This is a genomic window from Marinobacter lipolyticus (genome assembly GCF_018424605.1).
Lineage (GTDB): Bacteria > Pseudomonadota > Gammaproteobacteria > Pseudomonadales > Oleiphilaceae > Marinobacter > Marinobacter lipolyticus_B.
Genome location: NZ_QTKT01000002.1, coordinates 404,676 through 429,054, shown reverse-complemented (window position 1 = coordinate 429,054; position 24,379 = coordinate 404,676). Strand labels below are relative to the sequence as shown.

Below are 24,379 nucleotides of genomic sequence, written 5' to 3'. Positions count from 1 at the left end.
GGACCCATGACTAGGGATTGGCTACCTATAAGAACGACCCCCCTGACTCTGGGCCTGCCTCTGCTCGCCATCCTGCTGCTTTTGCAGGCTACCGCGCTGCCCCAGCGCCTCGATTACTGGCTCTACGACGCTGAAATTACCGCCAGGCCAGCGCCGCTGGCCGACGATGTGGTGCTGGTAGCGATCGATGAGCTCAGCCTGGACCGAATCGGTCGCTGGCCCTGGCCCCGCAATATCCATGCACGACTGATCGACAAGCTGGATGCAGCCGGCGCAGAGACGATTGTGTTCGACGTGCTGTTTTCCGAGCCGTCGCCGGAGGACGGCGCACTTGCGGAGGCCATGACACAGCACGGCAAGGTGGTCTTGCCGCTCTATCTGTCGCCGCCCTCACGACACTATCTGATCAGCGAACAGCTTCCTACCAATGCGCTGGCTTCGGCTGCCTATGCACTGGGCCATGCCCACGTGGAGCTGGATGAAGATGGCATTGCCCGCGGTCTTTACCTTCTTAACGGACTTGGTGATCAACTCTGGCCAAGCCTGGCGCTGGCGGCCCACACTCGCCCCGACACCGCGTACGAAGCCGGCGGCAACGACCCCATTCCGGCGTACGTGAATATCCGCAAACACTACCGGGCGGTTCCGCTGGCCGGCGATGCCGGTACGCTGACCACCATCTCCTATACCGACGTTATTTCCTCGCCGCCATCGCCGGAACGGTTTGCCGGAAAAACCGTCTTTGTCGGGGCGACCGCGCCAGGGTTCGGTGACATCCTGCCCACCCCTTTTTCGGGACTGAGCCGGCCCATGTCCGGCGTCGAATTTCACGCCAACAGCTACTCGGCCCTCACCAGTGACCAACTGATTACGCCGCTGCCGCGGGCCATATCAACGGCCGTCGCCCTGCTGACCATCCTGCTGCTGGCGCTGACATTACCGCGCATGCGACCCACGCGAACCCTGGGGCTGTGCCTTGCCATCGCCGTCGCACTGGTGACAACCCATAGCCTGCTGCTTCTTGGGGCGCGGCTGTGGTTACCGGTTGCGCCCGCGCTGCTGATGCCGTTCTTCGCGTTTCCGGTCTCCAGCGGCCTGCGCCTTGCGATGACCAACCGGTTTCTTAACCGCCAGCTGGATGACCTGGCCCGAGGGCCTCAAATGTCACTTCCTGAGCCCTCACGACGCCATCCGGCGCAGTTGCTGGAGCACTTCCGGGCACTCCTGCAACCGGAGGGATGGTGGTTGTCCGAAGACGGCGAATTACTCAGCGCCAGAGAACTGGACGCCAACGATGTGCCGCCGCTGGAACCGTCTCAGTGGTTTCACACCAACAACCAGAGCTGGATACACCTGCAAAGGGGCAACAAGCAGTTCGTGCTCGGCCTGCTGCTGCCCAATGACCTCAGCCGCGAAGTCATCCAGCGCTATCTGCGCAGGTTGACCCTTGGCAATGGTGATCAGCCGGTGCGTGCAGCGCGCCCGAGAGAGAACATATCGGCACGAATCGAGCGCGTGAGACTCGCCACGGAGCGCCTGAACAACCTCCAGCAGTTTATCCGCCGCAGCTTCGAGCGCATGCCTGACGGAATCATCGTGACTGACGAACTGGGGGTTATCCGATTCGCCAACGGCCACATTGAGGAATGGTTCCGTGAGCCAATGCCCAGCCTTGCCGGCATGCCGCTGGCGCGCCTGCTGGAAGGTCACGATCCCCGCGAAACCCCGCCCTGGCACGAAACGGTTTCCGAGACGCTGACCCTAAGGCAGAGTCGTACCGTGGACCTTCATATCCGCGACAAGGATTTTCTGATTCATTTTGCGCCGTTCGCCCTGCCGGAAAGCGATCAGAACGGAATCATTGCCAACATTTCCGACATCTCTGAGCTGCGTGAGCAACAGCGTCAGCACCGGGAGGCGATCGACTTTATCTCGCACGATGTACGCTCCCCCCTGGTGTCTCAGCTCGCCCTGATCGAGCAGCTGAAGCGCAACCCGGGGCACATTGAACCAGCCCAGCTGGAGCAGCTCGGACGTCTGGCGAGGCGCAGCTACCATCTGGCGGAGGAATTCGTGCAATTGGCACGTGCGGAGCAGCTGACCGAAACCCGTTTTTACGAATGTGAGTTTCTGGCCATTGTTGAGAACGCCCGGGACAGCGTGAGCGAACAGGCTGCAGAGAAAGGCATACACCTGGTGCTGCAGGGCACCGAGGACCTCTGGCTGCGGGGTAACGCGGAACTACTGGAACGTGCGGTTATCAACCTGCTGACCAATGCGGTGCAGTACAGCCCAGGACACTCCACGGTCAACATTCAGGTGTTCCGTGCGGGCCATCAGGCTTGCCTGACGGTCAGCGATGAAGGCAGTGGCATTGCGCCTGAGGAACTTCCTCATCTGTTCGACCGCTACAGGCGGCAAAAGAGCAGCGAGCTGTCTGGCAACCATGGCACCGGGCTGGGTCTGTCGTTTGTCAACGTGGTGGTGGAAAAGCATCGGGGGGAAATTGCGGTTTCCTCAGCGCTAGGGGAAGGCTCGGCGTTTACTCTCAAACTGCCTGTCGCCAACCCCTTGCTGAGTTCCTGAGAAGCGCTGGATCAGCCGCGGATCTCTTTGCTCACGATACCGGAATGATCGCTGATCAGACCGTCTACGTCTTCTGCCTGAATGGTGAAGTACCAGGTACCGGTATCCAGGTTGCTGACGGTGTACTCCATGGTCGCGGCACTGTCGATGCGGATGGTCTCGCTCATATCGTCACGATCCTTACCGTAGGTAATCACGTAACCAGCCAGCTCACCCATCTTCAGCGACTCGTTGTTGACGCGGGTCATCGGAGCGTTCCAGCTCAGATCTGCAGTACGGTCGCCCTCATCACCCACCACTGACGATACAACTGCACCGTCCGGTGAAGGCGATCCGGTTTTGACGGAATCGCTGGAGCTGCTGCCGCTTCCGGAGCCACCGCCCCCACAACCAGTCAGAACAACACCCATTACCAGAGCTGCGATAGAAATCTGTGACATTTTGATGACGCGGTTCATAAGTTTCACCTGCTGTTAATTCGTCAGAATTGTTAAATCGTATAAAACGTGAGCAAGTATCGACGTGAAACCCGTCATCTTCCTAATTACAAAATGGTCAATTTTTCGACAGAAAAAAGCAATGAAGCCAGTCAAATGACTGAATTAATGGGGTTTTCGGTGTAACGCAGAGGAAGGCCGGGGGCCGGCGACTTACAAATGTACAAAGGGATGTAACAGAGGCGACAAATTGTTGGCAGAAACTTAACAGCCGGGGAAGAAAAAAGCGGAAAGGCGGAACGCTCCGTGCGGGCCGTCAGGCGCGCTCCACGGATCACTATAAAGAAAGTGGTATTGCGGAATCACAGCATCAAGCTGCTGGACAACAGGGCACCGGGTTAGGCCTGTCGTTTGTCAACGCGGTGGTGGAAAAGCATCGGGGGGGGGTTCTGTTTCATCAGCGCTCGGGGAAGGCTCGGCGTTTACTCTCAAACTGCCTGTCGCCAACCCCTTGCTGAGTTCCTGAGAAGCGCTGGATCAGCCGCGGATCTCTTTGCTCACGATACCGGAATGATCGCTGATCAGACCGTCTACGTCTTCTGCCTGAATGGTGAAGTACCAGGTACCGGTATCCAGGTTGCTGACGGTGTACTCCATGGTCGCGGCGCTGTCGATGCGGATGGTCTCGCTCATATCGTCACGGTCCTTACCGTAGGTAATCACGTAACCAGCCAGCTCACCCATCTTCAGCGACTCATTGTTGACGCGGGTCATCGGAGCGTTCCAGCTCAGATCTGCAGTACGGTCGCCCTCATCACCCACCACTGACGATACAACGGTGCCGTCCGGTGACGGCGATCCGGTTTTGACGGAATCGCTGGAGCTGCTGCCGCCACCAGAGCCGCCGCCCCCACAACCAGTCAGAACAACACCCATTACCAGAGCTGCGAGAGAAATCTGTGACATTTTGATGACGCGGTTCATAAGCTTCACCTGCTGTTAATTCGTCAGAATTGTTAAATCGTATAAAACGTGAGCAAGTATCGACGTGAAACCCGTCATCTTCCTAATTACAAAATGGTCAATTTTTCGACAGAAAAAAGCAATGAAGCCAGTCAAATGACTGAATTAATGGGGTTTTCGGTGTAACGCAGAGGAAGGCCAGGGGCTGGCGACTTACAAATGTACAAAGGGATGTAACAGGGGCGACAAATTGTTGGCAGAAACTTAACAGACGAGGAGGGAAAAAGCGGAAGAATTGAAAGACCGGAGGCTGGTTGGAACGACGAAGTGGTGAGCAGAATCACCGAAAGGCAGACACAAAAAAGGCCAGCATAAAGCCGGCCTTTTTCGATATTGGTAGCGGGGGCTGGATTCGAACCAACGACCTTCGGGTTATGAGCCCGACGAGCTACCAGACTGCTCCACCCCGCATCAAACTGGTTGTTTACCGGGGATGCCCCCGATCAACGTGCGCGTATAGTAAGGACTGGCCCGCTCTATGTCAATCGATATTTTCGAACAGATCGGTCGGATAATGCGTCTCGTCCGCAACCTGCCCCTGGTAAAGCCCCACGGAATCAAGAGCTTCCTGAACTGGTCGAAAGGAGCGGCGATGATGTACGGTAGCGCCGTAACGGTTCAGAGCCTCCAGGTGCACCGGGGTCGGGTAACCCTTGTGCTTCGCGAGCCCGAACTCAGGGAACTGCTCATCCAGCTCCGCCATCTCCCGGTCGCGAACCACTTTGGCAATGATGGACGCGGCACTGATGGCCTGTACGCGCGTATCGCCCTTTACCACCGGTTCTGATGGCCAGTGCCACTTCGGGCAGCGGTTGCCGTCGACCAGCACATACTCCGGCCGGACGCCTAATCCGGCCACCGCACGCTCCATGGCAACCATGGTGGCCTGATAGATGTTCAGGCGGTCGATTTCATCGGCTTCCGCACGACCGATGCACCAGGCGGCAGCGTTCTCGATAATCTGCTCGTAGAGCGCCTCACGGCGCTTTTCGCTGAGCTTCTTGGAATCGGCCAGCCCGGCAATCGGGCGCGCGGGGTCCAGAATGACCGCAGCGGTGACCACGGCACCGATCAACGGCCCGCGGCCAACTTCGTCCACACCGGCCAGCCGCCAGCCGTCATAGGCGCATTCAAACGGTGGCAGCGGCGATCGACTCACGACGCCCTCTCCTCAAGCAACCGGGAAATCGCGTCCGCAGCCCGCTCATCCGCATTCTGCCGGAGCTGATGATGCAAATCGGTAAAAGCCTCTTTCAGGTGCGCCCGCTCAGCGTCGTTTTCCAGACGCTCCAGAACCGCGGCACCCAGGGATTGCGGAGTGGCATCGTCTTGCAGCAGTTCCGGTACCAGCGGCTTCCGCGCGAGCAGATTGGGCAAGGCCACATGGGGCACCTTGACTAGGCGGGACAGCAGCGCGTAACTGACGTTGCTCAGCCGGTAACCCACCACCATCGGCTTTTTTAACAGCATGGCTTCAAGCGTGGCGGTACCGGAAGCCAGCAGGACCACGTCCGCAGCGGCCATCACCTCACGCGAGCGCCCGCGTACCACGGTCACTGGCAACGCCACATCGAGGGCTTCCACCAGCCCCTGCACCTGCTTTTCCCGATCCCGGTTCACGCAGGGAATCACCAGTTGCAGATCCGGGCGGGAACATTGGATCTCCCGGGCAGCCGACAGGAACAGGCTGCCCAGCCGCTCTACCTCTCCACCGCGGCTTCCAGGCAGAATCGCCAGAACCGGCTGAGTCTCGATCAGCCCCAGCGCCCGTCGCGCAGCGAGGGTGTCAGGCTCCAGCGGGATGCGGTCCGCCAAGGGGTGCCCTACGAATGCGACCGGTACGTTATGGTCCTCATAGAATCGCGCTTCAAAAGGAAAGAGTGTCAGCATCAGATCCACGGATTTGGCAATCTTGAAAATCCGCTTCTGGCGCCAGGCCCAGACCGACGGGCTGACGTAATGTACCGTGGGAATACCGGCTTCGCGGCAACGGCGTTCAACGCCAAGGGTAAAATCAGGGGAGTCGATGCCAATGACGACATCTGGGGGGGTGGCCAGAAAATATTCCATCAGCCGCGCGCGGATACTGAACAGTTCGCGGATACGGCCCAGCACTTCGACCAGCCCCATCACCGACAGTCGCTCCATGGGAATCAGAGAATGAAAGCCGACGGCTTGCATATCTTCCCCGCCAATTCCCACAAAACGCGCTTTCGGGTAACGGGCGCGGAGAGCCTGGATCAGGCCGGCGCCAAGGATGTCGCCGGACGCTTCGCCGGCCACGATACCAAACGTAATCGGCCGATCACTGACGATCGCAGGGCTGGGATGGTGCATCACCGGTCCGTTCCGATTAACGGATAATGCCGCGGTGTGCACCACGCAGTGAATCGATCAGAGGACGGACCTCAGGAATATCCGGATAGGCTTTTTCCAGCTCTTCAACCGCCTGTTCCGTGGTGAGGCTCTGACGATAGATAACCTTGTACGCCCGGCGCAGCATCAGCAGCACCTCCTTGCTGAAACCGCGCCGGCGCAGGCCTTCCACATTCATACCGTGGGGCGCTGCCGACTGGCCACTGGCCATCACATACGCCGGAATATCCTTGAGTACAATGCTGCCACCGGCGGCCATGCTGTGAGGGCCGATATGACAGAACTGGTGCACCATGGTACCGCCGCCCAGAATAGCCCAGTCTCCAACGGTCACGTGTCCGGCCAGCGTCGCGCAGTTGGCCAGAATGGTGTTGTCGCCCACGGTGCAGTCGTGCGCTACGTGCACATAGGCCATCAACAGGTTGCCGCTGCCGATACGGGTTTCGCCACGGTCCTGCACTGTGCCGCGATGAATCGTGCAGTTTTCGCGGATCACGTTATCGTTGCCAATCACCAGCGTGGTGGGCTCACCCGCGTACTTCTTGTCCTGGCACTCTTCTCCGATACTGGAGAACTGGAAAATGCGGTTGTTGCGGCCGATACGGGTTGGCCCCTTTACAACGACATGGGAGAGGATCTCGGTGCCTTCACCGATTTCCACATCAGGACCGATGTAGCTCCAGGGACCAACGGTGACGTTATCCGCCAGTTTGGCTGATGGGTCTACAATCGCTTGAGGATGGACACCCGACCAGTCATTTGTCGCCATCAAACTTCTCTCTCAGCGGTCAATATGTCGGCCACACAGACGACTTCACCATCGACCAGTGCCCGGCACTCGAATTTCCAGATTCCGCGCTTGCCGGAGATGAAGGTCGACTCCATGCAGAGTCGGTCTCCCGGCACCACGGGGCGCTTGAAACGCACCTTACTGGACCCAGCCAGGTATTGTACCACGCCGTCAGAGGGTTTCCGTTCAACGGTCACAAAACCCAGAATGCCGGAAAGTTGTGCCATGGCCTCGATGATCAGCACACCGGGCATGATGGGCTTGTTGGGGAAATGGCCCTCAAAGAACGGCTCGTTGAAGGAAATATTCTTGTACCCCTTGATGGATGTACCCTTCTCGACTTCCGTGACCCGATCCACCAGCAAAAACGGGTACCGATGGGGCAAGTATTCCAGTATTTCTTCAATGTACATCATCTTTAGCGGCCTCAGCCTTCGGATTTCTTTTCCAGTTCTTTGAGCTTGCGCGCCATCGCATCAAGCTGACGGAAGCGAACTGCGTTTTTGCGCCACTGGCGATTCTTGTCGGCGCTGGTACCCGAGGAATACACGCCCGGCTCCCGTATATCACCGGTCACCAGGGTCATCCCGGTGAGGTGAACCTGATCAGTGATCTCCAGGTGCCCGGCCACTCCGGAAGCGCCGCCGAACACACAGTGCTTGCCGATGCGGGTGCTGCCGGCGATGCCCACCATCGCGGCCATGGCGCTGTGGTCACCAATGTGCACGTTATGGGCAATCTGAATCAGGTTATCCAGCTTAACGCCATTGCCGATCACGGTGTCATCCAGGGCACCACGATCGATCGTGGTATTGGCCCCGACTTCAACGTCGTCTCCCAACACCACCTTGCCGATCTGGGCAATTCGGTGCCAGACACCCCGCTCGTTGGCAAAACCGAAGCCGTCGGAACCAATCACCGCGCCACTGAGAATGTGGCAACGCTGACCAACCACGGTGTCGTGAGCCAGGGTTACCCGGGGGCGCAAAACGGTCTGTGGGCCAATTCGACAACGGGCGCCAACAACTGAGCCGGCCCCGACAATGACCTCGTCACCAATATCAGCCTGCGCCTCGACCACGACCTGAGGGCCGATTGATGCAGATTCAGAGATACGTGCCGAGGGATCAACGACAGCCGTTGGATGGATGCCGGATGGCGGCCGTGGTGCCGGGTCAAACCAGTGACTGAGGCGAGCATACCCGAGGTAGGGATTATCGAGTAACAGGACATTGGTCGGAGAATCCTCGGCGACCGAGGGCGAGAGAATCACCGCCGAGGCCCGGGTATCCTTCAGATAACGGGCGTAGGACGGATTTGCCAGAAAGGCAATCTGCCCGGGGACCGCCGCCTGCAATGTGGCGATACCGCTGATCTTTGTTTCCGGATCCCCTTTGAGCTCCGCTCCAAGCTCGGCTGCGATGTCGCCCAGACGGTAACAACTTTCTGTCATCACTTACTCCAGAAGTCAGGACCGGCAGCTTCAACGGTGCCGGACCACGCCAGGCCCTATCAGCGGTTCAGCTTGTCCAGCAGTTCATCGGTCAGGTTCATTTCCGGCTTCACGTATACCACCGCTTCGCTGGGCAGAATCAGGTCCAGATCGTGCTCTTCCAGCAGTTCCTTCACCGCGGCATCGACATCAGGCCGCGCGTTCTCCAGGAAAGCCTGCTTGCGGCTTGCGACCGTCGAGTCCAGGCGCTGCTTCAGAAAATTGAATTCCTTGACCTTTTCCTGGAACTGCCCGGTCAGTTCGGCGCGCTCGGATTCGTTCATCATGGCGCCGTCCTTTTCCAGACGGTCTTTCAGCTTACGGGCCTCTTCCTGTGCCTGACGGACCTGCGCCTCGTCGTCGGCGAAATCCCGTTGCAGGCTCTCACTGAACGTCTTGGCCTCATTGGATGAAAACAGAGCCTGACGCAGATCAACCACACCAACGCGGGTGTCGGCCAGTGCCGGGAAAGACAGAGTCAGCGCCATCAAGGCAACCATCATTGCACTACGGAACATGAAATATCTCCTGTTGTTTCTCTTTATGCTTTATCGTCCGTTGATCAGAATGTCTGGCCCAACGAGAACTGGAAGATCTGAGTTTCGTCGCCGCTCTTATCGTTCAGAGGCTGTGCAAGACTGAAAGCCAGCGGTCCGACAGCGGTGATCCACTGAAAGCCAATACCAGCGGACAACCGGATTTCATCTGCCGCCGGGTCAAAATCCCTGTCCGGATCAAACACCTGTCCGGCATCGACAAAGAAGGCGGTCCGCATGGAGCGGGTATCGCCGGCAAACGGTGTCGGGAAGATCAGCTCCAGACTGCCTTCGGTCAGCACATTACCGCCAAACGGGTCCGGATCGGACAGATCGTTGGGGCTGTTTGTTGCTTTCGGACCCAGCGAGTTTGCCTCGTAACCACGCACAGAGCCATAGCCCCCGGCGTAGAAATGTTCGTAGAACGGCATCACGTCACGGCCATTGTATCCGTCACCATAGCCGACTTCTGTGCGCGCCCGCAGAACCCAGGTCTGATTTTCGTTGAGCGGCTGGTAGAAATCGGTTCGGTGGCTCAATTTGTAGAACGTCAGATCACTGCCCGGCACGGCGATGTCTGCGGACAGGGAGTGACTGTAACCGTCGCTGGGCAGAACACCCCGATTCAGCGTGCTGCGACGCCAGGAGCCGAACAGGAAGTAATTGTTGAAGTCATTGCCCTCTTCATCAATAAACTCCCGTACCTCCTGGGAGGTAAACACACCTTCCTGAACTTTTGACAGCGTGTAACCCACGCCAAAGTTCAGCCGGGTAATGCTGTCGGTCGGATAACCGAAGGTGACCCGGCCGCCGTATTCATCCAGCAGGTAGGAGGAAATATCCTGCTCTTCGAAGTCGGTCTCCCGGGCAAACACGCTGAAGCCGCGGCTTACGCCGTCAACAGTGTAATAAGGGTCGGAATAGGAGAAGTTGGCGCTCTTGATGGAATCACTGACGTTGACCCCGAACGACACCCGCTTGCCACTGCCGAAGAAGTTGTTTTCTGACACGTTGGCGCCAAGAATCACACCGGACGCCTGAGAGAAGCCAACCGAGGCAGACAGGCTACCGGTGGGCTGCTCAACCACGGAGTAATTGACGTCCACCAGATCATCGGTTCCGGGCACCGGTACCGTATCCACATTAACGGTCTGGAAGAAGCCAAGCCGTTCAAGCTTGGTCTTGGAAAACTCGATGCGGTCGGTGGAGGCCACGCCGCCCTCCATCTGCGTCATCTCCTGGCGCAGAACCTCATCACGGGTAGACACGTTGCCATCAAAATTGACGCGTCGAACATACGCCCGCTTGCCTGGTTCCACAAAGAAAGTCACGGCAGCCGTGTTGCCTTCACCCGGCTCCGGCACCGCATTGACGTTGGAAAACGCATAGCCTTCGCGGCCGAGACGGCGGGAGAGCCGTTCGGAAACGGCGGTGGTCACGGAGCGTGAAAACACATCGCCCTCTTCGATGGGGATCAGCTCCCGCAGTTCTTCCTCGGGCACAATCAGCTCACCACGCAGGCGAACTTCTGACACCGTATACTGCGGCCCCTCGTTCAGGGCAATCGCGATGAACACCTGTTTCTTGTCCGGAGAAATCGACACCTGGCTGGATTCGACGTTGAAATCCAGATAACCCCGATCGAGATAGAAGGATCTCAATGACTCAAGATCCCCGCTGAGACGCTCCCGGGCATACTTGTCGGCGTTGGTGATCGAGTTCCACCAGCTGCTGGTGCGCAGCTCGAACAGATCCAGCAACTCCTCATCACTGAAGTTCTCATTGCCAATGAGGTTGATGTGCTGAATCGCGGCCACATCGCCTTCGTTGATATCGAGCTTGATGGCGACCCGGTTGCGGGGCAACTCCTCGGCCGCCGCCTTGACCCGGGCATTGTAGCGCCCCTGGGCGATGTAGGATCGAAGGATCTCCAGTTCCAGCCGCTCCAGCGTTGCCCGCCGGAATACCTGGCCCTCTTCAAGCCCGGCGCCGGAAAGCGCCTCCATCAACATGTCGGTTTCGATATTCTTGTTACCTTCGATATCGATCGAGGTAATCGACGGCCGCTCCTGAACCGTAACGATCAGCACACTGCCGTCGCGACTGGCTTCAATATCGGTAAACAGGCCGGTACGGAACAGATCCTTGATGGCGCCGGCAAGTTCGGCTTCATCAACAGGCTCGCCAATGTTGACGGGGAACGCCGAAAATACGGTACCAGCGGAAACCCGCTGCAATCCTTCTACCTCAATATCGGAAACCGTGAATTCGTCAGCCTGCGCTGAACTCATGCCGGTGCTGGCAATAGCCAGCCCTATGGCTACACCTAGAAGAGAACGTCTCATTCAGTCATTTCGCCTGTTAATGCGCGTAAGGAGCCCGCAATTCTCACAACCGCATCAGGTCGTTGTAAAGAGCAAACACCATTAATGTGAGAATCAGTGCCATACCAATTCGTAACCCAAACGCCTGAGCCTGCTCGGAAAGCGGCTTACGGCGAAGAGCCTCGATGGTGTAGTAAACAATATGGCCACCATCGAGTACCGGTATCGGCAACAGGTTCAGTACCCCCAGGCTCACACTGAGATAAGCCAGGAAACGGATAAAATCTTCGAAGCCGGAACTCACGCTTGCCTCGGCCACCCGGGCGATCGTGATCGGACCACTGAGGTTGGTCGGCGACAGGAGGCCGGTCACCATCTTCTTGATAGCCACCAGCGTCAGCCGGGTATCCGCCCAGGTTTCATCGAGTGCATTGGGCACCGCCGCCAGAGGGCCAAAACGGACCTCCCTTAACACCTCATCAGGCCAGGACACCTGCGCGACGCCTGCACCTACAAACCCGATCGCTTCACCCCCCTCCGCCGTCCGGGATTCCGGGGTAACCTCGAGTTCCATAGACGCGCCTGCCCGCTCAACGGTCAGTTCCAGCGTCTGTTCCGGCGCACTGCGTATTGTCTCGACCAGCTCAAACCAGTTCGCGACGGGCTCGCCATTCACCGCCACAATACGATCATCCGGCCTCAGCCCCGCAGCCTCTGCGCGGCCGCCACTGGCAATTTCCCCCAGCACCGCGGGGATATCCGGGCGCCACGGCTCCACACCGAATTCCCCCAACGGGTCCGGGTTGTCGTCGCTCAGACGCCAGCCTTCCAGGGCCGCCGCCAGATTGTCGCGGCGCCCTTCCCGGCTGATGCCGAGTACCACATTGCCATGCTCCCCGGCCCGCTCCAACAGACGCATATTAACGTCGCGCCAGGAATCGACACGGTGCCCGTCCACCTCATGAATTTCCATGCCTTCGGAAAGCCCCATGCGGGCGGCAATGCTGTCGGGCCGGACGTCACCGACGATGGGCGCAACGGTGGTAAAACCAACCACACTCAGCAACCAATACGCGACAATGGCAAAAAGAAAGTTCGCCACCGGTCCGGCGGCGGCGATCGCAATGCGACGGGAAGGCGGCTTCGAGGTGAAGGCCTGGTCCCGCAACTCGTCAGGAACCGGCCCTTCGCGCTCGTCCAGCATCTTCACGTAGCCGCCAAGGGGAATGGCCGCCACTGCAAACTCGGTACCCTGACGGTCGTACCAGGAGAACAGCGGTTTGCCGAAGCCCACAGAGAAACGCAGCACCTTCACACCGCAACGGCGAGCAACCCAGAAATGACCAAACTCGTGAAGGGTCACCAGGATGCCCAGGGTCAGAGCGAGCGCCAATATGGTCTGTACTATGTGCATAGTGCTCTCTGTGTCATGGGGTCAGGCCTGCAGGCCACCGGATACGTCAGACAGTGTGCAGCCGTATCTGTTCCCGCGCGTACCGACGGGCTTCCGCATCCTTGGCAAAAATAATCTCGAAACTGTCGCCCGCCACCACCTCGGTGGCCGCAAGCGTGCGCTCTATAATAACGGGGATATCGGTGAAACCAAGGGTTCCGGCGAGAAAAGCCGCCACCGCTTCCTCATTGGCGGCATTCAGCACCGCCGGTGCGGTACCCCCGGCCTGGAAAGCCTCTGCCGCCAGCCGAAGGCACGGAAACCGGTCAAGGTCGGGGCGCTCAAAATGAAACCGGCCGATGGCAAACAGATCAAGCGGAGCCACGCCGGCTTCGATTCGCTCCGGCCACGCCAGACCGTTGGCGATCGGCGTTCTCATGTCTGGGCTGCCCATCTGGGCCAGCACTGACCCGTCGGCGTATTCGACCATCGAGTGGATAATACTCTCCGGGTGAACGTGAATCTCGATCCGCGACGGATCGGTGTTGAACAACCAGCAGGCTTCAATCAGCTCCAACCCTTTGTTCATCAGAGTTGCCGAGTCGACTGAGATTTTCTGACCCATGGACCAGTTGGGGTGGGCACAGGCCTGCGCCGGCGAAACGGTTTTAAGCGCGTCGGCCGAATGATTGCGGAACGGGCCACCGGACGCGGTGAGAAGAATGCGGGTAACGCCTGCGCCTCGCGGGTCGCGCACGCGGTCAGCGGGCAAGCACTGAAATATGGCGTTGTGCTCGCTATCAATCGGCAGCAGCTCGGCATCGGATGCGGCCACCGCGTCCATAAACAGCTGCCCTGACATCACCAGCGCTTCCTTGTTGGCCAGCAGCACCCGCTTTCCCGCCCGCACCGCCGCGAGGGTTGGCGGCAGCCCGGCCGCGCCGACAATGGCCGCCATCACGGTGTCGACCGCCTCGGACGCAGCCACCTCACACAGCCCGGCCTCGCCCTGTAGAACGGAGATTTGTGGCAGATCCGAGAGGCGATCCGCCAGCTCGACGGCAGCCCCAGCTTCCACCATCACCGCGTACTCCGGCAGGAATTCACGGCACAGGCTGGCCATTTCTTCAACGCTGGCATTGGCCGTCAGCGCATAGACACCAAAACGGCCGGGATGCCGGCGAATGACATCCAGCGTACTCAGCCCGATGGACCCCGTGGCTCCCAGTACAGTGACGCGACGCATGACTTCGCTCACCATTGCCCCGTCGCCAACCAGCCCAACTGGGTAATCATCAGCGCAAATACCGGTATTGCCGCCGTCAGACTGTCAATGCGATCCATGATCCCACCATGCCCCGGAAGCAGCTGGCTGCTGTCCTTGATGCCGCGAAAGCGCTTCAGCATGCTCTCGAGCAGGTCGCCGAGCACGGACACAAATCCGGTTACCAGGCTGGCGACCACCAGCAGAAGTGTCTGCTGAAGCGAAGCCGAAGCCAGCTCACTGACCACCACCGCAAATACGGCCACGGCTGCAAGCCCCCCCCAGACACCCGCCCAGGATTTACCTGGACTGACACGCGGCGCCAGCTTGGCCTTTCCGAACGCCCTGCCGGCGAAATAGGCGCCGATATCGGCAACCCACACCACACAGAAAACATAGAGTATGACCAGAAGATTGTTGGCAACCTCACCGAACTGCAGCGAACCGGTACGCAAGTGGTTCAGACCTACCCAGGCCGGGACCAGTACCAGCAAGCCCATTAACGCCCTGACGGGCACTGAACCCCAGCGCTCAGAGCCCGCAGGGTAGCCACGCACCATCAGAAAACAGACTAGCCACCAGCCCATTGCCAGCCAGAGCACCACCACGGCTGGTACGTTCAGCAGCGCGAACATGACAACGGCAACGGCCGCCGCGTAGGCAATCCGAAGGCCAGGAGAGCTCAGCCCGGACATATTGGCCCATTCCCAGGCACCAATGGTGATGATGGCCCCGGTGAACAGTGCGAAGCCCAGCGGCGGCAGAAAGAAAATGCCACCAATGGCGATAGGGGCGAGAATGAGCGCAGTAATAATTCTGGTTTTTAACACGATAAGGTTCGCTGTCTTGTCGTTATTGTTCCGGCTGGCGGGCGGCGATCTGATCGTCGGTCTGCCCGAACCGCCGTTGCCGGCCAGCATAGGCTCTGAGGGCTTCCCGCATTTCATCGGCGAGGAAATCCGGCCAGTAAACCGGCGAGAAGTACAGCTCAGTGTACGCCAGTTGCCAGAGCATGAAGTTACTGATGCGCTGCTCTCCGGCGGTGCGAATCATCAGGTCCGGCATCGGCAGGTCGCCAATGCACAGATGCTGCTGGATCAGGCTGTCGGTGATATCCGAGGGCTCGATCTGACCCGCTCTCGCCATTTCAGCGACCTTGCGAGTGGCCTGGGTGATATCCCAGTGACCACCGTAGTTGGCGGCGATTACCAGCGTCATCAGCGTATTGTGACGGGTCAGTTCCTCGGCCTTTTCCATATGCTCCTGAAGCGCCGGGCTGAACGCTGTGCGATCGCCGATGATCTTCAGCCGGATATTGTTCCGGTGCAGCTTTTTGACTTCCCGCTCCAGCGCAAACAGGAACAGGCGCATCAGCGCAGACACTTCGTCCTGCGGTCGGCGCCAGTTCTCGCTGGAAAATGCAAACAGGGTGAGCACCTCTACCCCTTCGCGTGCGCAGGTTTCCACCACCGCCTTGACCGCGTTCACACCGGCCTTGTGACCGGCCACCCCGGTCAGACGCCGGGCTTTCGCCCAGCGATTGTTACCATCCATGATAATGGCGACATGCCGGGGTCTGCTATCAGCCGACACCGGAATCTCTGCGGATACAATTTCCGTCATGAAGTCCCCTGTTCAGCCGATGGCGCAGCACCGGCTGATAGTTTCACCCGAATCAGACCTGGCTGCTCAGACAGCCATCAGGTCCTCTTCTTTTGCTTTGAGCATCTTCTCGACTTCAGCGATGTAGCGATCCGTCAGCTTCTGAACCTCGTCTTCGCCCTTGCGCTCCTCGTCTTCGTTGATCTCCTTTTCCTTGAGCAGGTCCTTCAGCATGTTGTTGGCATCGCGGCGGGCGTTCCGGATAGATACGCGGCCGTGTTCCGCGTCGGCCTTCGCCTGCTTGACCATTTCCTTACGGGTTTCCTCGGTCAGCATCGGCATCGGAATGCGGATGATGTCGCCACTGGTGGCCGGATTCAGGCCCAGATCGGAGCTCATGATCGCCTTCTCGATGGTCGGCATGAGGTTCTTTTCCCAGGGAGATACGGTCAGCGTGCGGTTATCCTCGACGTTCACACTGGCCACCTGCTTCAGCGGCGTTTCCTGGCCGTAGTAGTTGACCATCACGCTGTCGAGAATGGCCGGATGCGCACGGCCGGTACGGATTTTATTGAACGCTGAGTGCAGAGCCTCCAGGCTCTTCTTCATTTTTTTCTCAGCATCGGATTTGATGTCATTAATCACAGAAGCATCCTCAATTCGTGTTGCAGATCAGTCCGTTCTCCGGCCCGTCAGTTCAGGCCGCAGACACTACATTATTCGATCAGTGTACCTTCTTTTTCACCGGTCACGATGCGAGTCAACGCCCCCGCCCGGTTCATATCAAATACCCGCAGCGGCATGCCGTGGTCACGGGCCAGGCAGATGGCGGTGAGGTCCATTACGCCCAGCTTCTTGTCGAGCACCTCGTCGTAGGTCAGGTTATCGTATTTTTCCGCGGACGAATCGAGATGAGGGTCCGCCGAATAAACGCCATCAACCTTGGTTGCCTTGAGTACCGCATCCGCCTCGATCTCGATGCCGCGCAGGCAGGCGGCAGAATCCGTGGTGAAAAACGGGTTGCCCGTGCCCGCACAGAAGATCACCACGTCGCCGTCTTTCAGATCACGTACGGCCCGACGACGGTCATAGTGCTCGACGATTCCGCTCATGGGAATTGCCGACATGACGCGCGTGCGAATACTGGAGCGTTCCAGTGCGTCGCGCATGGCCAGCCCGTTCATCACCGTTGCCAGCATACCCATATGGTCGCCGGTGACCCGATCCATGCCTGCAGCGTTCAAAGCAGCGCCGCGGAACAGGTTTCCGCCGCCGATGACCAGGCCGACCTGAACGCCAATACCGATCAAAGCACCGATTTCCAGTGCCATGCGGTCAAGTACCTTGGGATCAATGCCGAAATCGTGTTCGCCCATCAGGGCCTCGCCACTGAGCTTGAGCAGAACGCGCTTGTATCTGGGCTGGGTTTTGGATGAAGTCGGCATGGGATCCCCTTTTCGTCTGTTGGCTGCTATCGGGCGCGACAAGCTTCGCAGGCTTGTATATGACATACCCCTCGGCAAAAAGGGGTATCTCAGATACAAGCCCGCCACGAGAGCCGGGTTTCCCCAGCTAACGTGGCAGACTCAGGTGGCGCTGCAGAACAGGCCTGCAGCACCGATCAGAAAAATCAGGCCTTGCCGGTACCGGCTGCTGCGGCAACCTCAGCGGCAAAGTCTACTTCTTCCTTCTCAATACCTTCACCCACTTCCAGGCGAACGAAACCAACCAGTTCGCCGCCGGCGGACTTGATCAGCTCACCGACCGTCTGGTCCGGGTTCTTGACGAAAGGCTGCTCAACAAGGCTGTTCTCCTTGAGGAACTTCTTGATGCGGCCGCCCATCATCTTCTCGACGATTTCGGCTGGCTTGCCTTCCATGTCCGGCTGGGCCTTGATCACTTCTTTCTCTTTTTCGAGCTCTTCAGCAGGCATCTCTTCCGGCTTGCCAACCCGCGGGTTAACAGCGGCTGCGTGCATGGCGATGTCTCGGGCAACTTCAGGGTCACCAGCGGTCAGAGCCACAACAGAAGCAATCTTGTTGGTGCTGTGGACATAGCCACCCACAACAGGACCTTCTACTTTAACGAGGCGACGCACGGTGATGTTCTCGCCGATCTTCTGAACCAGCGCTTCGCGCTTGGCTTCCAGATCACCTTCCATCAGTTTGGCAACGTCGGTTTCGCCTTTTTCGAAGGCAACGCCCAGCACGTCGTTGGCGAAGTTCAGGAAGTTGTCGTCACGGGCAACAAAGTCCGTCTCGGAGTTCACTTCCAGAAGGAAGGCAACGGTGTTGTCATCGGAAATCTTGATCAGAGACACACCTTCAGCGGCGGTACGGCCAGCTTTCTTGGCGGCCTTGAGACCGGAAGACTTACGCAGCTCTTCAATTGCAGCGTCAACACTGCCGTCAGCTTCTACCAGTGCCTTTTTGCACTCCATCATGCCAAGGCCGGTACGCTCACGCAGCTCCTTGACCATTGCAGCGGTAATTGCAGCCATGTTCAATCCTCTTATTCCAAATTCGGTGGGAAAACAGGCCCGGCTTGCGCACCGGACCTGTTCTGCATCTCACATCTGAAGGAAAAGCTTACTCAGCAGCTGGAGTAGCGCCTTCAGCGTCTTCGCTGACTTCTACAAACTCGTCAGCGCCGGCACCGGCAGACTGGCTTGCGTCGATGCAGGTATCGGCAACGGCTTTCACGTAAATCTGGATAGCGCGAATGGCGTCGTCGTTGCCCGGAATCACGTAGTCAACACCGTCAGGATCGCTGTTGGTATCAACAACACCAATGACCGGGATACCCAGCTTGTTGGCTTCCTTGATGGCGATGCGCTCGTGGTCCACGTCGATCACGAACAGTGCGTCCGGCAGGCCGCCCATGTCCTTGATACCGCCGATGGAACGCTCGAGCTTGTCCATTTCACGGGTACGCTCGAGGGCTTCTTTCTTGGTCAGCTTGTCAAACGTGCCGTCCTGGCTCTGGGCTTCCAGATCACGGTAGCGACGGATAGACTGACGGATAGTCTTGTAGTTGGTCAGCATGCCACCCAACCAGCGGTGGTTTACGAACGGCTGACCAGCGCGCTCGGCTTCTTCTTTGATGATTTTAGCCGCTGCACGCTTGGTGCCTACAAACAGAACCTTGTTCTTGCTCTCTGCCAGCTGCTGAACGAACTTCAGTGCGTCGTTCATGGCAGGAACGGTCTGTTCCAGGTTGATGATATGAATCTTGTTGCGGGCGCCGAAGATGAACTTCGACATTTTCGGGTTCCAGTAACGGGTCTGGTGACCGAAGTGAGCACCTGCCTTGAGCAGGTCACGCATATTTACCTGAGCCATGATATTTACCTTTTAGCTTCGGGTTAGTCCTCCACGCGTCCGATTGCCCCAACCAGGCTCCTTGAAACAGGAGTTGGCACCCTGGGACAACGTGTCGACACGTGTGTGAATTTGCCGGATTCGTTTCCAGCGGGCGCGTTTATACCATAAAACGGCCGCGCCACGCCATTATTTTTGCTTTCAACCTTCCTTGTACCCGGCCCCTGTCCCCCTTAAAATGCCGGTTTGATACATATCAATGGGAAGCCCAATGCAGGTATCGATCAAAACACCGGAAGAAATCGAAAAAATGCGCGTTGCCGGGCGACTGGCAGCAGACGTGCTCGAAATGATCGGGGAGCATGTAAAGCCCGGCGTGACCACCGAAGAGCTCGACCGCATCTGTCATGACTATATAGTCAACGAGCAAAAGGCAATCCCGGCCCCGCTGAACTACAAGGGGTTCCCGAAATCCGTGTGTACGTCGGTGAACCACGTGATCTGTCACGGCATCCCATCCGAGAAAAAGGTGCTCAAAGACGGCGACATCCTCAACATTGATGTGACCGTCATCAAAGACGAGTACCACGGCGACACCAGCAAAATGTTTATTGTGGGCAAGCCCAAGCCGGGTACCGAGCGACTCATCCAGATCACGCAGGAATGCCTCTATAAAGGTATCGAACTGGTGAAACCGGGCACCCGCCTCGGGGATATTGGCCAGGTGATTCAGCAGCACGCGGAAAAGCACCGCTATTCGGTGGTGCGCGACTACTGCGGGCACGGCATCGGCAAGGTGTTCCACGAAGAGCCGCAGGTGATGCACTACGGCAAGGCGGGAACGGGCATGGAACTTCAGGAAGGCATGACCTTCACCATCGAGCCGATGATCAACCAGGGTAAGTACCACACCAAACTGCTTCCGGATGGCTGGACCGTCGTCACCAAGGACCACAAGCTCTCCGCCCAGTGGGAGCACACCATACTGGTGACGGCCGATGGCTACGAGGTACTGACCAAGCGTACGGACGAGTCTTTCTAGGTGAACCAGAGCGAACTGGAATCCCGCATCAGCAACGATACCTCCCCGGTCATTGCCGCACGCGAACTGCTTCGGGAAAGGTACAATGCCGATGCGGAAGCCTTTCGCCAGGGGGCCGATGTCCGCGCCCTGGTCCATTCCAGGGCAGATACCGTCGACACGGTTCTGCGCCTGATCTGGAACCGCTACCCCTTTGCCTCTTCCTCTGACATGTCACTGGTTGCTGTGGGCGGCTATGGCCGCGGCGAACTGCACCCCCATTCCGACATTGACCTGCTGATCCTCACCCGCAATGGCATTCGCAAAGAGTGGCAGGAAGATTTGGGCGCCTTCATTACCTTGCTGTGGGACCTGAAACTCGACATCGGCCACAGCGTCCGCAGCATCGAGGAGAACAAAGCGGCCGCCAGAGAAGACATCACCATTCTGACCAACTTGCTGGAAACCCGCACCATTGCCGGCCCTGACGAATTGCGGGAAACCCTGAGCGAGCAGGTCTACTCCGACGGCGTCAGTTCCGATCGCGACTATTTCATTGCCAAGCGGGAAGAGCAGCAACAGCGACACAAGAAATACGGTGACACCGAATACAACCTTGAACCCAACGTCAAGGGCTCGCCGGGCGCGCTGCGAGACATACAGACCATTGGCTGGATCACCAAGCGCCACTTCGGCCTGCAAAACATTGCCGACCTCACCCGCTTCTCGATCCTGACCGAAGAAGAACACCAGATCCTGTTCCAGGGCGAGTCGTTCCTGTGGCGTTTGCGGTATGGCCTGCAGCTGATCGCCGACCGCAATGAAAACCGGTTGCTGTTCGACCACCAGCGCGCCCTTGCGGAAATGCTCGGCTACCGCGACGAAGGCAAGCGCCTGGGCGTGGAACTGATGATGCAGTCCTACTACCGCACTGTGCTGGCGCTCGCCGAGTTGGCCGACGTGATTCTGCAGTACTACGACGAGGCCATACTCGGAGCGGGCGATGCCGATGACATACAACCTCTGAACAAGCGCTTCCAGATCCGCAACCGGTATATTGAAGCGGTGAATAATCAGGTTTTCGCCTACGCCCCCTACTCGATCATGGAAATCTTTGTGCTGATGGCCCAGCACCCGGAGATCAAGGGCATTCGCGCAACGACCATTCGCTCCCTGCGAGCCCACCGGCATCTGATTGATGACGCCTTTCGGTCTGACCTGGCCGTTACGTCCCTGTTCATGGAGCTGTTGAGAACACCCCATGCGCTGGACCAGACCCTGTCCGCCATGAAGAAATATAACGTGCTCGGTCGCTATCTTCCGGAGTTCGGTCAGATCATCGGGCAGATGCAGCATGACCTGTTCCACATCTACACCGTGGACGCCCACACCATGCGCGTCATCCGCAACATGGTGCGGATGACCAGCCCGGAAGCCCGCACCGAGTATCCCCTCGCCTCACGGCTGATTCACCGGCTGCCGAAGCTGGAAACATTGTTCATTGCCGGTCTTTACCACGATGTCGCCAAAGGCCGCGGCGGGGACCATTCCGAGCTTGGTGCGATCGATGCGGAGAACTTCTGCGAGCGCCACCATCTCAGCGCCCGGGATACCCAGCTAATCTCCTGGCTGGTGGAAAACCACCTGCTGATGTCGATGACCGCCCAGCGCAAGGACATTTCCGATCCGGACATCATTCACGCGTTTGCCCAGGCGGTGCCCAGTCAGGCGCATCTGGATTATCTGTACGTGTTGACGGTGTGCGATATCAGCGCCACCAATCCCAAGCTCTGGAACACCTGGCGGGCATCCCTGTTGCGCCAGCTGTACATCGAGACCAAACGGGCGCTGCGTCGTGGCACCGAAACGCCCGTCGACCGGCAGGAATGGGTACGGGCGACACAGTCCGAAGCGCGGGAAATTCTGCACGCCCAGAATATGACCGACGAACAGATCGACGGCATCTGGAACACCCTGGACGAGGATTATTTCCTGCAGGATTCCACGGTGGACATCGCCTGGCAAACCGCGGCCATCATCCGCCACGGCGACAACCCCGATCCGCTGGTGCTGATTCGCGATACCCGTGGCGGCCCCACCGACGGCTACTCGCAGATCATTATCTACATGCGTGACCGCGTCGCCCTGTTCGCCGCCACCACCGCCGTGCTGGAACAACTGAACCTGAATATCGTAGATGCCCGGATCAGCTCCGGTGAAAGCCCCTATTCGGTCAGTTCCTACGTGGTGCTGGACGAAAAGGGCAAACCCCTTGGCATTGATCCGGCGCGCAAAGAACGCACGCGCAAACGCCTGATCGAGGAGCTGGACGATCCGGATGACTACCCCGACATCATCCACCGACGCACCCCCCGGCAGCTCAAACACTTTGCGTTTCCCACCGAAGTGACGCTGTCTAACGACACCATCAACCAGCGCACGGTGATCGAGGTCATCACCCCCGACCGGCCCGGCCTGTTGGCGCGTGTTGGCCAGGTGCTGCTGGAACACCGGGTGCGCCTGACCAACGCCAAGATCGCCACCCTCGGTGAACGGGTGGAGGACGTATTTTTCGTCACTGACGAGCAGGGTGAGCAGATCAGCGACCCGGCAATCTGCCAGGCCCTGCAGGAAGACCTTCGCACCATGCTGGACGATACCCAATGAATCCCAATCTTGACCGATTGCATCCCTACCCCTTTGAAAAGCTGGCCAGACTCAAGGCCGGCATTGCTGCTCCGGACCACCTGCGCCCCATCTCTCTGGGCATCGGCGAACCCAAGCATCCGTCGCCGGGCTTCGTTAAGCAGGTGATTTCGGACAATCTCGACAGGCTTGCAAACTACCCCACTACCAAGGGCACTGACGAGCTCCGCGAGGCCATCAGTGCCTGGGCTACCCGTCGCTTCGGGCTGAAGCCCGACAGCCTGACGGCCAGCGACCACATTGTGCCGGTCAATGGCACCCGCGAAGCCATTTTTTCCCTCGTCCAGGCCGTGGTGGATGCCTCTCGCCCGGCCACGGTGGTCAGCCCGAACCCGTTCTATCAGGTGTATGAAGGCGCCGCGTTCCTGGCAGGCGCAACGCCGGTATATTTGCCCTGCGACGGCAGTAACGGGTTCATCCCCGATTTCGACCAGGTACCCGAATCCGTCTGGCGTGACTGCCAGGTGATGTTTCTATGCTCACCGGGCAACCCCAGTGGCGCGGTCATCCCGCGGGAAACCCTGACCCGCGTCATCGAATTGGCCGACCGCTATGACTTCATTGTTGCCTCGGACGAATGCTATTCCGAACTCTACCCGGATGAAGCCAACCCGCCGGAAGGTCTGCTGCAGACCTGCGCCGCTATCGGTCGCCACGATTTTGCCCGCTGCGTGGTCTTCCACAGCCTGTCCAAGCGCAGCAACCTGCCAGGGCTGCGGTCCGGTTTTGTGGCCGGAGACGCAGCGATTCTCAAGGGCTACCTGAAGTACCGCACCTATCACGGTTGCGCCATGCCCATTCACAATCAGCTGGCCAGCATTGCCGCCTGGCAGGACGAAGACCACGTGCGCGAGAATCGCGCCGCGTATCGGGCCAAGTTCGAAGCCGTTGTGCCCATCCTGCGGGAGGTGATGGACGTGGACTTTCCCGACGCCGGCTTTTACCTCTGGCCGCAAACGCCGATGGACGACGAAACCTTTGCCCGCGATCTCTCGGCGCAACAGAACGTCCACGTGCTACCGGGACGTTACCTGTCCCGTACGGTGCATGGCCACAACCCGGGTGAAAACCGGGTGCGCATGGCGCTGGTCGCGCCGCTGGAAGAGTGTGTGGAAGCTGCGAAACGCATCGTCGAATTTGTAAAGGCAAACAAGGCATGAAGCTATACGGCATCAAGAATTGCGACACGGCGAAGAAAGCCAGAAAGTGGCTCGACGAACACGGCATTGACCACGAGTTCCACGATTTCCGCAAAGACGGGCTGGACGACACCCTGTTGTCCAACTGGGAAACGGCCATTGGCTGGGACGCGCTGATCAACCGGCGCGGCACCACCTGGCGCAAACTTCCGGAAGAGGTTCGTGATACCATTAGCGCCCAGTCCGCCCATGACATCATGCTGGACAACCCTTCGATCATTAAGCGACCCGTAGTGGAATACGAAGGCGGCGTCAGCGTTGGCTTCAACGCCAGCGAGTGGGCCACCCGTTTTTCAACGACATAAACGTC

22 protein-coding genes and 1 tRNA gene are annotated in these 24,379 nt (G+C 58.6%); 5 read left to right on the top strand and 18 right to left on the bottom strand.

Going from position 1 to position 24,379, the window contains the following annotated elements:
* Nucleotides 1-6 precede the first annotated feature (6 nt).
* The gene (locus tag DYI22_RS04360) at nt 7-2,586 is read left to right on the top strand and encodes a CHASE2 domain-containing protein (RefSeq protein ID WP_213476805.1); all 2,580 of its coding nucleotides are present in this window, start codon (nt 7-9) and stop codon (nt 2,584-2,586) included.
* Nucleotides 2,587-2,597: 11 nt separating this feature from the next.
* Here the strand turns inward: DYI22_RS04360 and DYI22_RS17435 are convergent, their stop codons facing one another.
* The 18 genes from DYI22_RS17435 to rpsB form a co-directional block, all read right to left on the bottom strand.
* Nucleotides 2,598-3,044 (bottom strand): fibronectin type III domain-containing protein, encoded by a 447-nt coding sequence (locus DYI22_RS17435; protein ID WP_228300778.1) that lies wholly within the window; start codon nt 3,042-3,044, stop codon nt 2,598-2,600.
* A gap of 516 nt (nt 3,045-3,560) precedes the next feature.
* Nucleotides 3,561-4,007 (bottom strand): fibronectin type III domain-containing protein, encoded by a 447-nt coding sequence (locus DYI22_RS17430; RefSeq protein WP_228300777.1) that lies wholly within the window; start codon nt 4,005-4,007, stop codon nt 3,561-3,563.
* A gap of 373 nt (nt 4,008-4,380) precedes the next feature.
* Nucleotides 4,381-4,457: transfer RNA gene (locus DYI22_RS04345), tRNA-Met, on the bottom strand.
* 70 nt (nt 4,458-4,527) lie between these two features.
* Nucleotides 4,528-5,205, bottom strand: coding sequence for a ribonuclease HII (rnhB, locus tag DYI22_RS04340; RefSeq protein ID WP_213476804.1), 678 nt, complete (start codon nt 5,203-5,205; stop codon nt 4,528-4,530).
* Nucleotides 5,202-6,383, bottom strand: a complete 1,182-nt coding sequence (gene lpxB / locus DYI22_RS04335; protein WP_213476803.1) for a lipid-A-disaccharide synthase — start codon at nt 6,381-6,383, stop codon at nt 5,202-5,204. The genes rnhB and lpxB overlap by 4 nt, the downstream gene beginning before the upstream one ends.
* A 16-nt stretch (nt 6,384-6,399) precedes the next feature.
* Entirely contained in the window at nt 6,400-7,191 is a 792-nt protein-coding gene (lpxA, locus tag DYI22_RS04330) for an acyl-ACP--UDP-N-acetylglucosamine O-acyltransferase (RefSeq protein ID WP_213476802.1), read from the bottom strand.
* On the bottom strand, nt 7,191-7,628 hold the full coding sequence (gene fabZ / locus DYI22_RS04325) for a 3-hydroxyacyl-ACP dehydratase FabZ (protein WP_213476801.1): 438 nt from the start codon (nt 7,626-7,628) through the stop codon (nt 7,191-7,193). Before fabZ ends, lpxA begins: the two co-directional genes overlap by 1 nt.
* Nucleotides 7,629-7,639: 11 nt before the next feature.
* Nucleotides 7,640-8,665, bottom strand: coding sequence for a UDP-3-O-(3-hydroxymyristoyl)glucosamine N-acyltransferase (gene lpxD, locus DYI22_RS04320; protein WP_213476800.1), 1,026 nt, complete (start codon nt 8,663-8,665; stop codon nt 7,640-7,642).
* Nucleotides 8,666-8,724: 59 nt separating this feature from the next.
* Nucleotides 8,725-9,222 (bottom strand): OmpH family outer membrane protein, encoded by a 498-nt coding sequence (locus tag DYI22_RS04315; protein ID WP_213476799.1) that lies wholly within the window; start codon nt 9,220-9,222, stop codon nt 8,725-8,727.
* Nucleotides 9,223-9,266: 44 nt separating this feature from the next.
* Nucleotides 9,267-11,585, bottom strand: a complete 2,319-nt coding sequence (gene bamA, locus DYI22_RS04310; RefSeq protein ID WP_213476798.1) for an outer membrane protein assembly factor BamA — start codon at nt 11,583-11,585, stop codon at nt 9,267-9,269.
* A 43-nt stretch (nt 11,586-11,628) separates the two neighbouring features.
* Nucleotides 11,629-12,978, bottom strand: coding sequence for an RIP metalloprotease RseP (gene rseP, locus DYI22_RS04305; RefSeq protein ID WP_213476797.1), 1,350 nt, complete (start codon nt 12,976-12,978; stop codon nt 11,629-11,631).
* Between the two features lie 46 nt (nt 12,979-13,024).
* A complete protein-coding gene (gene ispC, locus DYI22_RS04300) occupies nt 13,025-14,203 on the bottom strand; it encodes a 1-deoxy-D-xylulose-5-phosphate reductoisomerase (RefSeq protein ID WP_213476796.1) in 1,179 nt (392 codons plus the stop codon).
* Nucleotides 14,204-14,211: 8 nt separating this feature from the next.
* Nucleotides 14,212-15,051 carry a phosphatidate cytidylyltransferase gene (locus DYI22_RS04295; RefSeq protein WP_213476795.1) on the bottom strand — a complete coding sequence of 280 codons (840 nt, stop codon included), beginning with the start codon at nt 15,049-15,051 and terminating at the stop codon, nt 14,212-14,214.
* Between the two features lie 22 nt (nt 15,052-15,073).
* Nucleotides 15,074-15,844, bottom strand: coding sequence for a polyprenyl diphosphate synthase (uppS, locus tag DYI22_RS04290; protein ID WP_213476794.1), 771 nt, complete (start codon nt 15,842-15,844; stop codon nt 15,074-15,076).
* Nucleotides 15,845-15,910: 66 nt separating this feature from the next.
* Nucleotides 15,911-16,468: a ribosome recycling factor gene (gene frr / locus DYI22_RS04285; protein WP_213476793.1), complete on the bottom strand. Its 558-nt coding sequence runs from the start codon at nt 16,466-16,468 to the stop codon at nt 15,911-15,913.
* Between the two features lie 71 nt (nt 16,469-16,539).
* A complete protein-coding gene (pyrH, locus tag DYI22_RS04280; RefSeq protein ID WP_213476792.1) occupies nt 16,540-17,268 on the bottom strand; it encodes a UMP kinase in 729 nt (242 codons plus the stop codon).
* 185 nt (nt 17,269-17,453) lie between these two features.
* Nucleotides 17,454-18,323, bottom strand: a complete 870-nt coding sequence (gene tsf / locus DYI22_RS04275; RefSeq protein ID WP_213476791.1) for a translation elongation factor Ts — start codon at nt 18,321-18,323, stop codon at nt 17,454-17,456.
* An 88-nt stretch (nt 18,324-18,411) separates the two neighbouring features.
* A complete protein-coding gene (gene rpsB, locus DYI22_RS04270; RefSeq protein WP_213476790.1) occupies nt 18,412-19,164 on the bottom strand; it encodes a 30S ribosomal protein S2 in 753 nt (250 codons plus the stop codon).
* A 250-nt stretch (nt 19,165-19,414) separates the two neighbouring features.
* Between rpsB and map the strand changes: the two genes are divergently transcribed.
* From map to DYI22_RS04250, 4 genes are read left to right on the top strand one after another with little or no spacing between them, the layout of a single operon-like run.
* On the top strand, nt 19,415-20,185 hold the full coding sequence (gene map, locus DYI22_RS04265) for a type I methionyl aminopeptidase (RefSeq protein WP_213476789.1): 771 nt from the start codon (nt 19,415-19,417) through the stop codon (nt 20,183-20,185).
* Nucleotides 20,186-22,831 (top strand): [protein-PII] uridylyltransferase, encoded by a 2,646-nt coding sequence (locus DYI22_RS04260; RefSeq protein ID WP_213476788.1) that lies wholly within the window; start codon nt 20,186-20,188, stop codon nt 22,829-22,831. It begins immediately after the preceding gene.
* Complete coding sequence (gene dapC, locus DYI22_RS04255; protein ID WP_213476787.1) at nt 22,828-24,030, top strand: succinyldiaminopimelate transaminase; 1,203 nt, start codon at nt 22,828-22,830, stop codon at nt 24,028-24,030. The genes DYI22_RS04260 and dapC overlap by 4 nt, the downstream gene beginning before the upstream one ends.
* Nucleotides 24,027-24,374 carry an ArsC family reductase gene (locus DYI22_RS04250; protein ID WP_213476786.1) on the top strand — a complete coding sequence of 116 codons (348 nt, stop codon included), beginning with the start codon at nt 24,027-24,029 and terminating at the stop codon, nt 24,372-24,374. Before dapC ends, DYI22_RS04250 begins: the two co-directional genes overlap by 4 nt.
* Nucleotides 24,375-24,379: the final 5 nt, after the last annotated feature.

Excerpts from the sequence above, each read along its gene's own strand:
- ispC (WP_213476796.1), bottom strand. The coding sequence starts at position 14,203 with ATGCGTCGCGTCACTGTACTGGGAGCCACGGGGTCCATCGGGCTGAGT.
- tsf (WP_213476791.1), bottom strand. The coding sequence starts at position 18,323 with ATGGCTGCAATTACCGCTGCAATGGTCAAGGAGCTGCGTGAGCGTACC.
- map (WP_213476789.1), top strand. The coding sequence starts at position 19,415 with ATGCAGGTATCGATCAAAACACCGGAAGAAATCGAAAAAATGCGCGTT.
- uppS (WP_213476794.1), bottom strand. The coding sequence starts at position 15,844 with ATGACGGAAATTGTATCCGCAGAGATTCCGGTGTCGGCTGATAGCAGA.
- lpxB (WP_213476803.1), bottom strand. The coding sequence starts at position 6,383 with ATGCACCATCCCAGCCCTGCGATCGTCAGTGATCGGCCGATTACGTTT.
- rpsB (WP_213476790.1), bottom strand. The coding sequence starts at position 19,164 with ATGGCTCAGGTAAATATGCGTGACCTGCTCAAGGCAGGTGCTCACTTC.
- DYI22_RS17435 (WP_228300778.1), bottom strand. The coding sequence starts at position 3,044 with ATGAACCGCGTCATCAAAATGTCACAGATTTCTATCGCAGCTCTGGTA.
- DYI22_RS04360 (WP_213476805.1), top strand. The coding sequence starts at position 7 with ATGACTAGGGATTGGCTACCTATAAGAACGACCCCCCTGACTCTGGGC.
- fabZ (WP_213476801.1), bottom strand. The coding sequence starts at position 7,628 with ATGATGTACATTGAAGAAATACTGGAATACTTGCCCCATCGGTACCCG.
- rseP (WP_213476797.1), bottom strand. The coding sequence starts at position 12,978 with ATGCACATAGTACAGACCATATTGGCGCTCGCTCTGACCCTGGGCATC.
- lpxA (WP_213476802.1), bottom strand. The coding sequence starts at position 7,191 with ATGGCGACAAATGACTGGTCGGGTGTCCATCCTCAAGCGATTGTAGAC.
- bamA (WP_213476798.1), bottom strand. The coding sequence starts at position 11,585 with ATGAGACGTTCTCTTCTAGGTGTAGCCATAGGGCTGGCTATTGCCAGC.
- dapC (WP_213476787.1), top strand. The coding sequence starts at position 22,828 with ATGAATCCCAATCTTGACCGATTGCATCCCTACCCCTTTGAAAAGCTG.
- lpxD (WP_213476800.1), bottom strand. The coding sequence starts at position 8,665 with ATGACAGAAAGTTGTTACCGTCTGGGCGACATCGCAGCCGAGCTTGGA.
- pyrH (WP_213476792.1), bottom strand. The coding sequence starts at position 17,268 with ATGCCGACTTCATCCAAAACCCAGCCCAGATACAAGCGCGTTCTGCTC.
- DYI22_RS17430 (WP_228300777.1), bottom strand. The coding sequence starts at position 4,007 with ATGAACCGCGTCATCAAAATGTCACAGATTTCTCTCGCAGCTCTGGTA.
- DYI22_RS04315 (WP_213476799.1), bottom strand. The coding sequence starts at position 9,222 with ATGTTCCGTAGTGCAATGATGGTTGCCTTGATGGCGCTGACTCTGTCT.
- DYI22_RS04250 (WP_213476786.1), top strand. The coding sequence starts at position 24,027 with ATGAAGCTATACGGCATCAAGAATTGCGACACGGCGAAGAAAGCCAGA.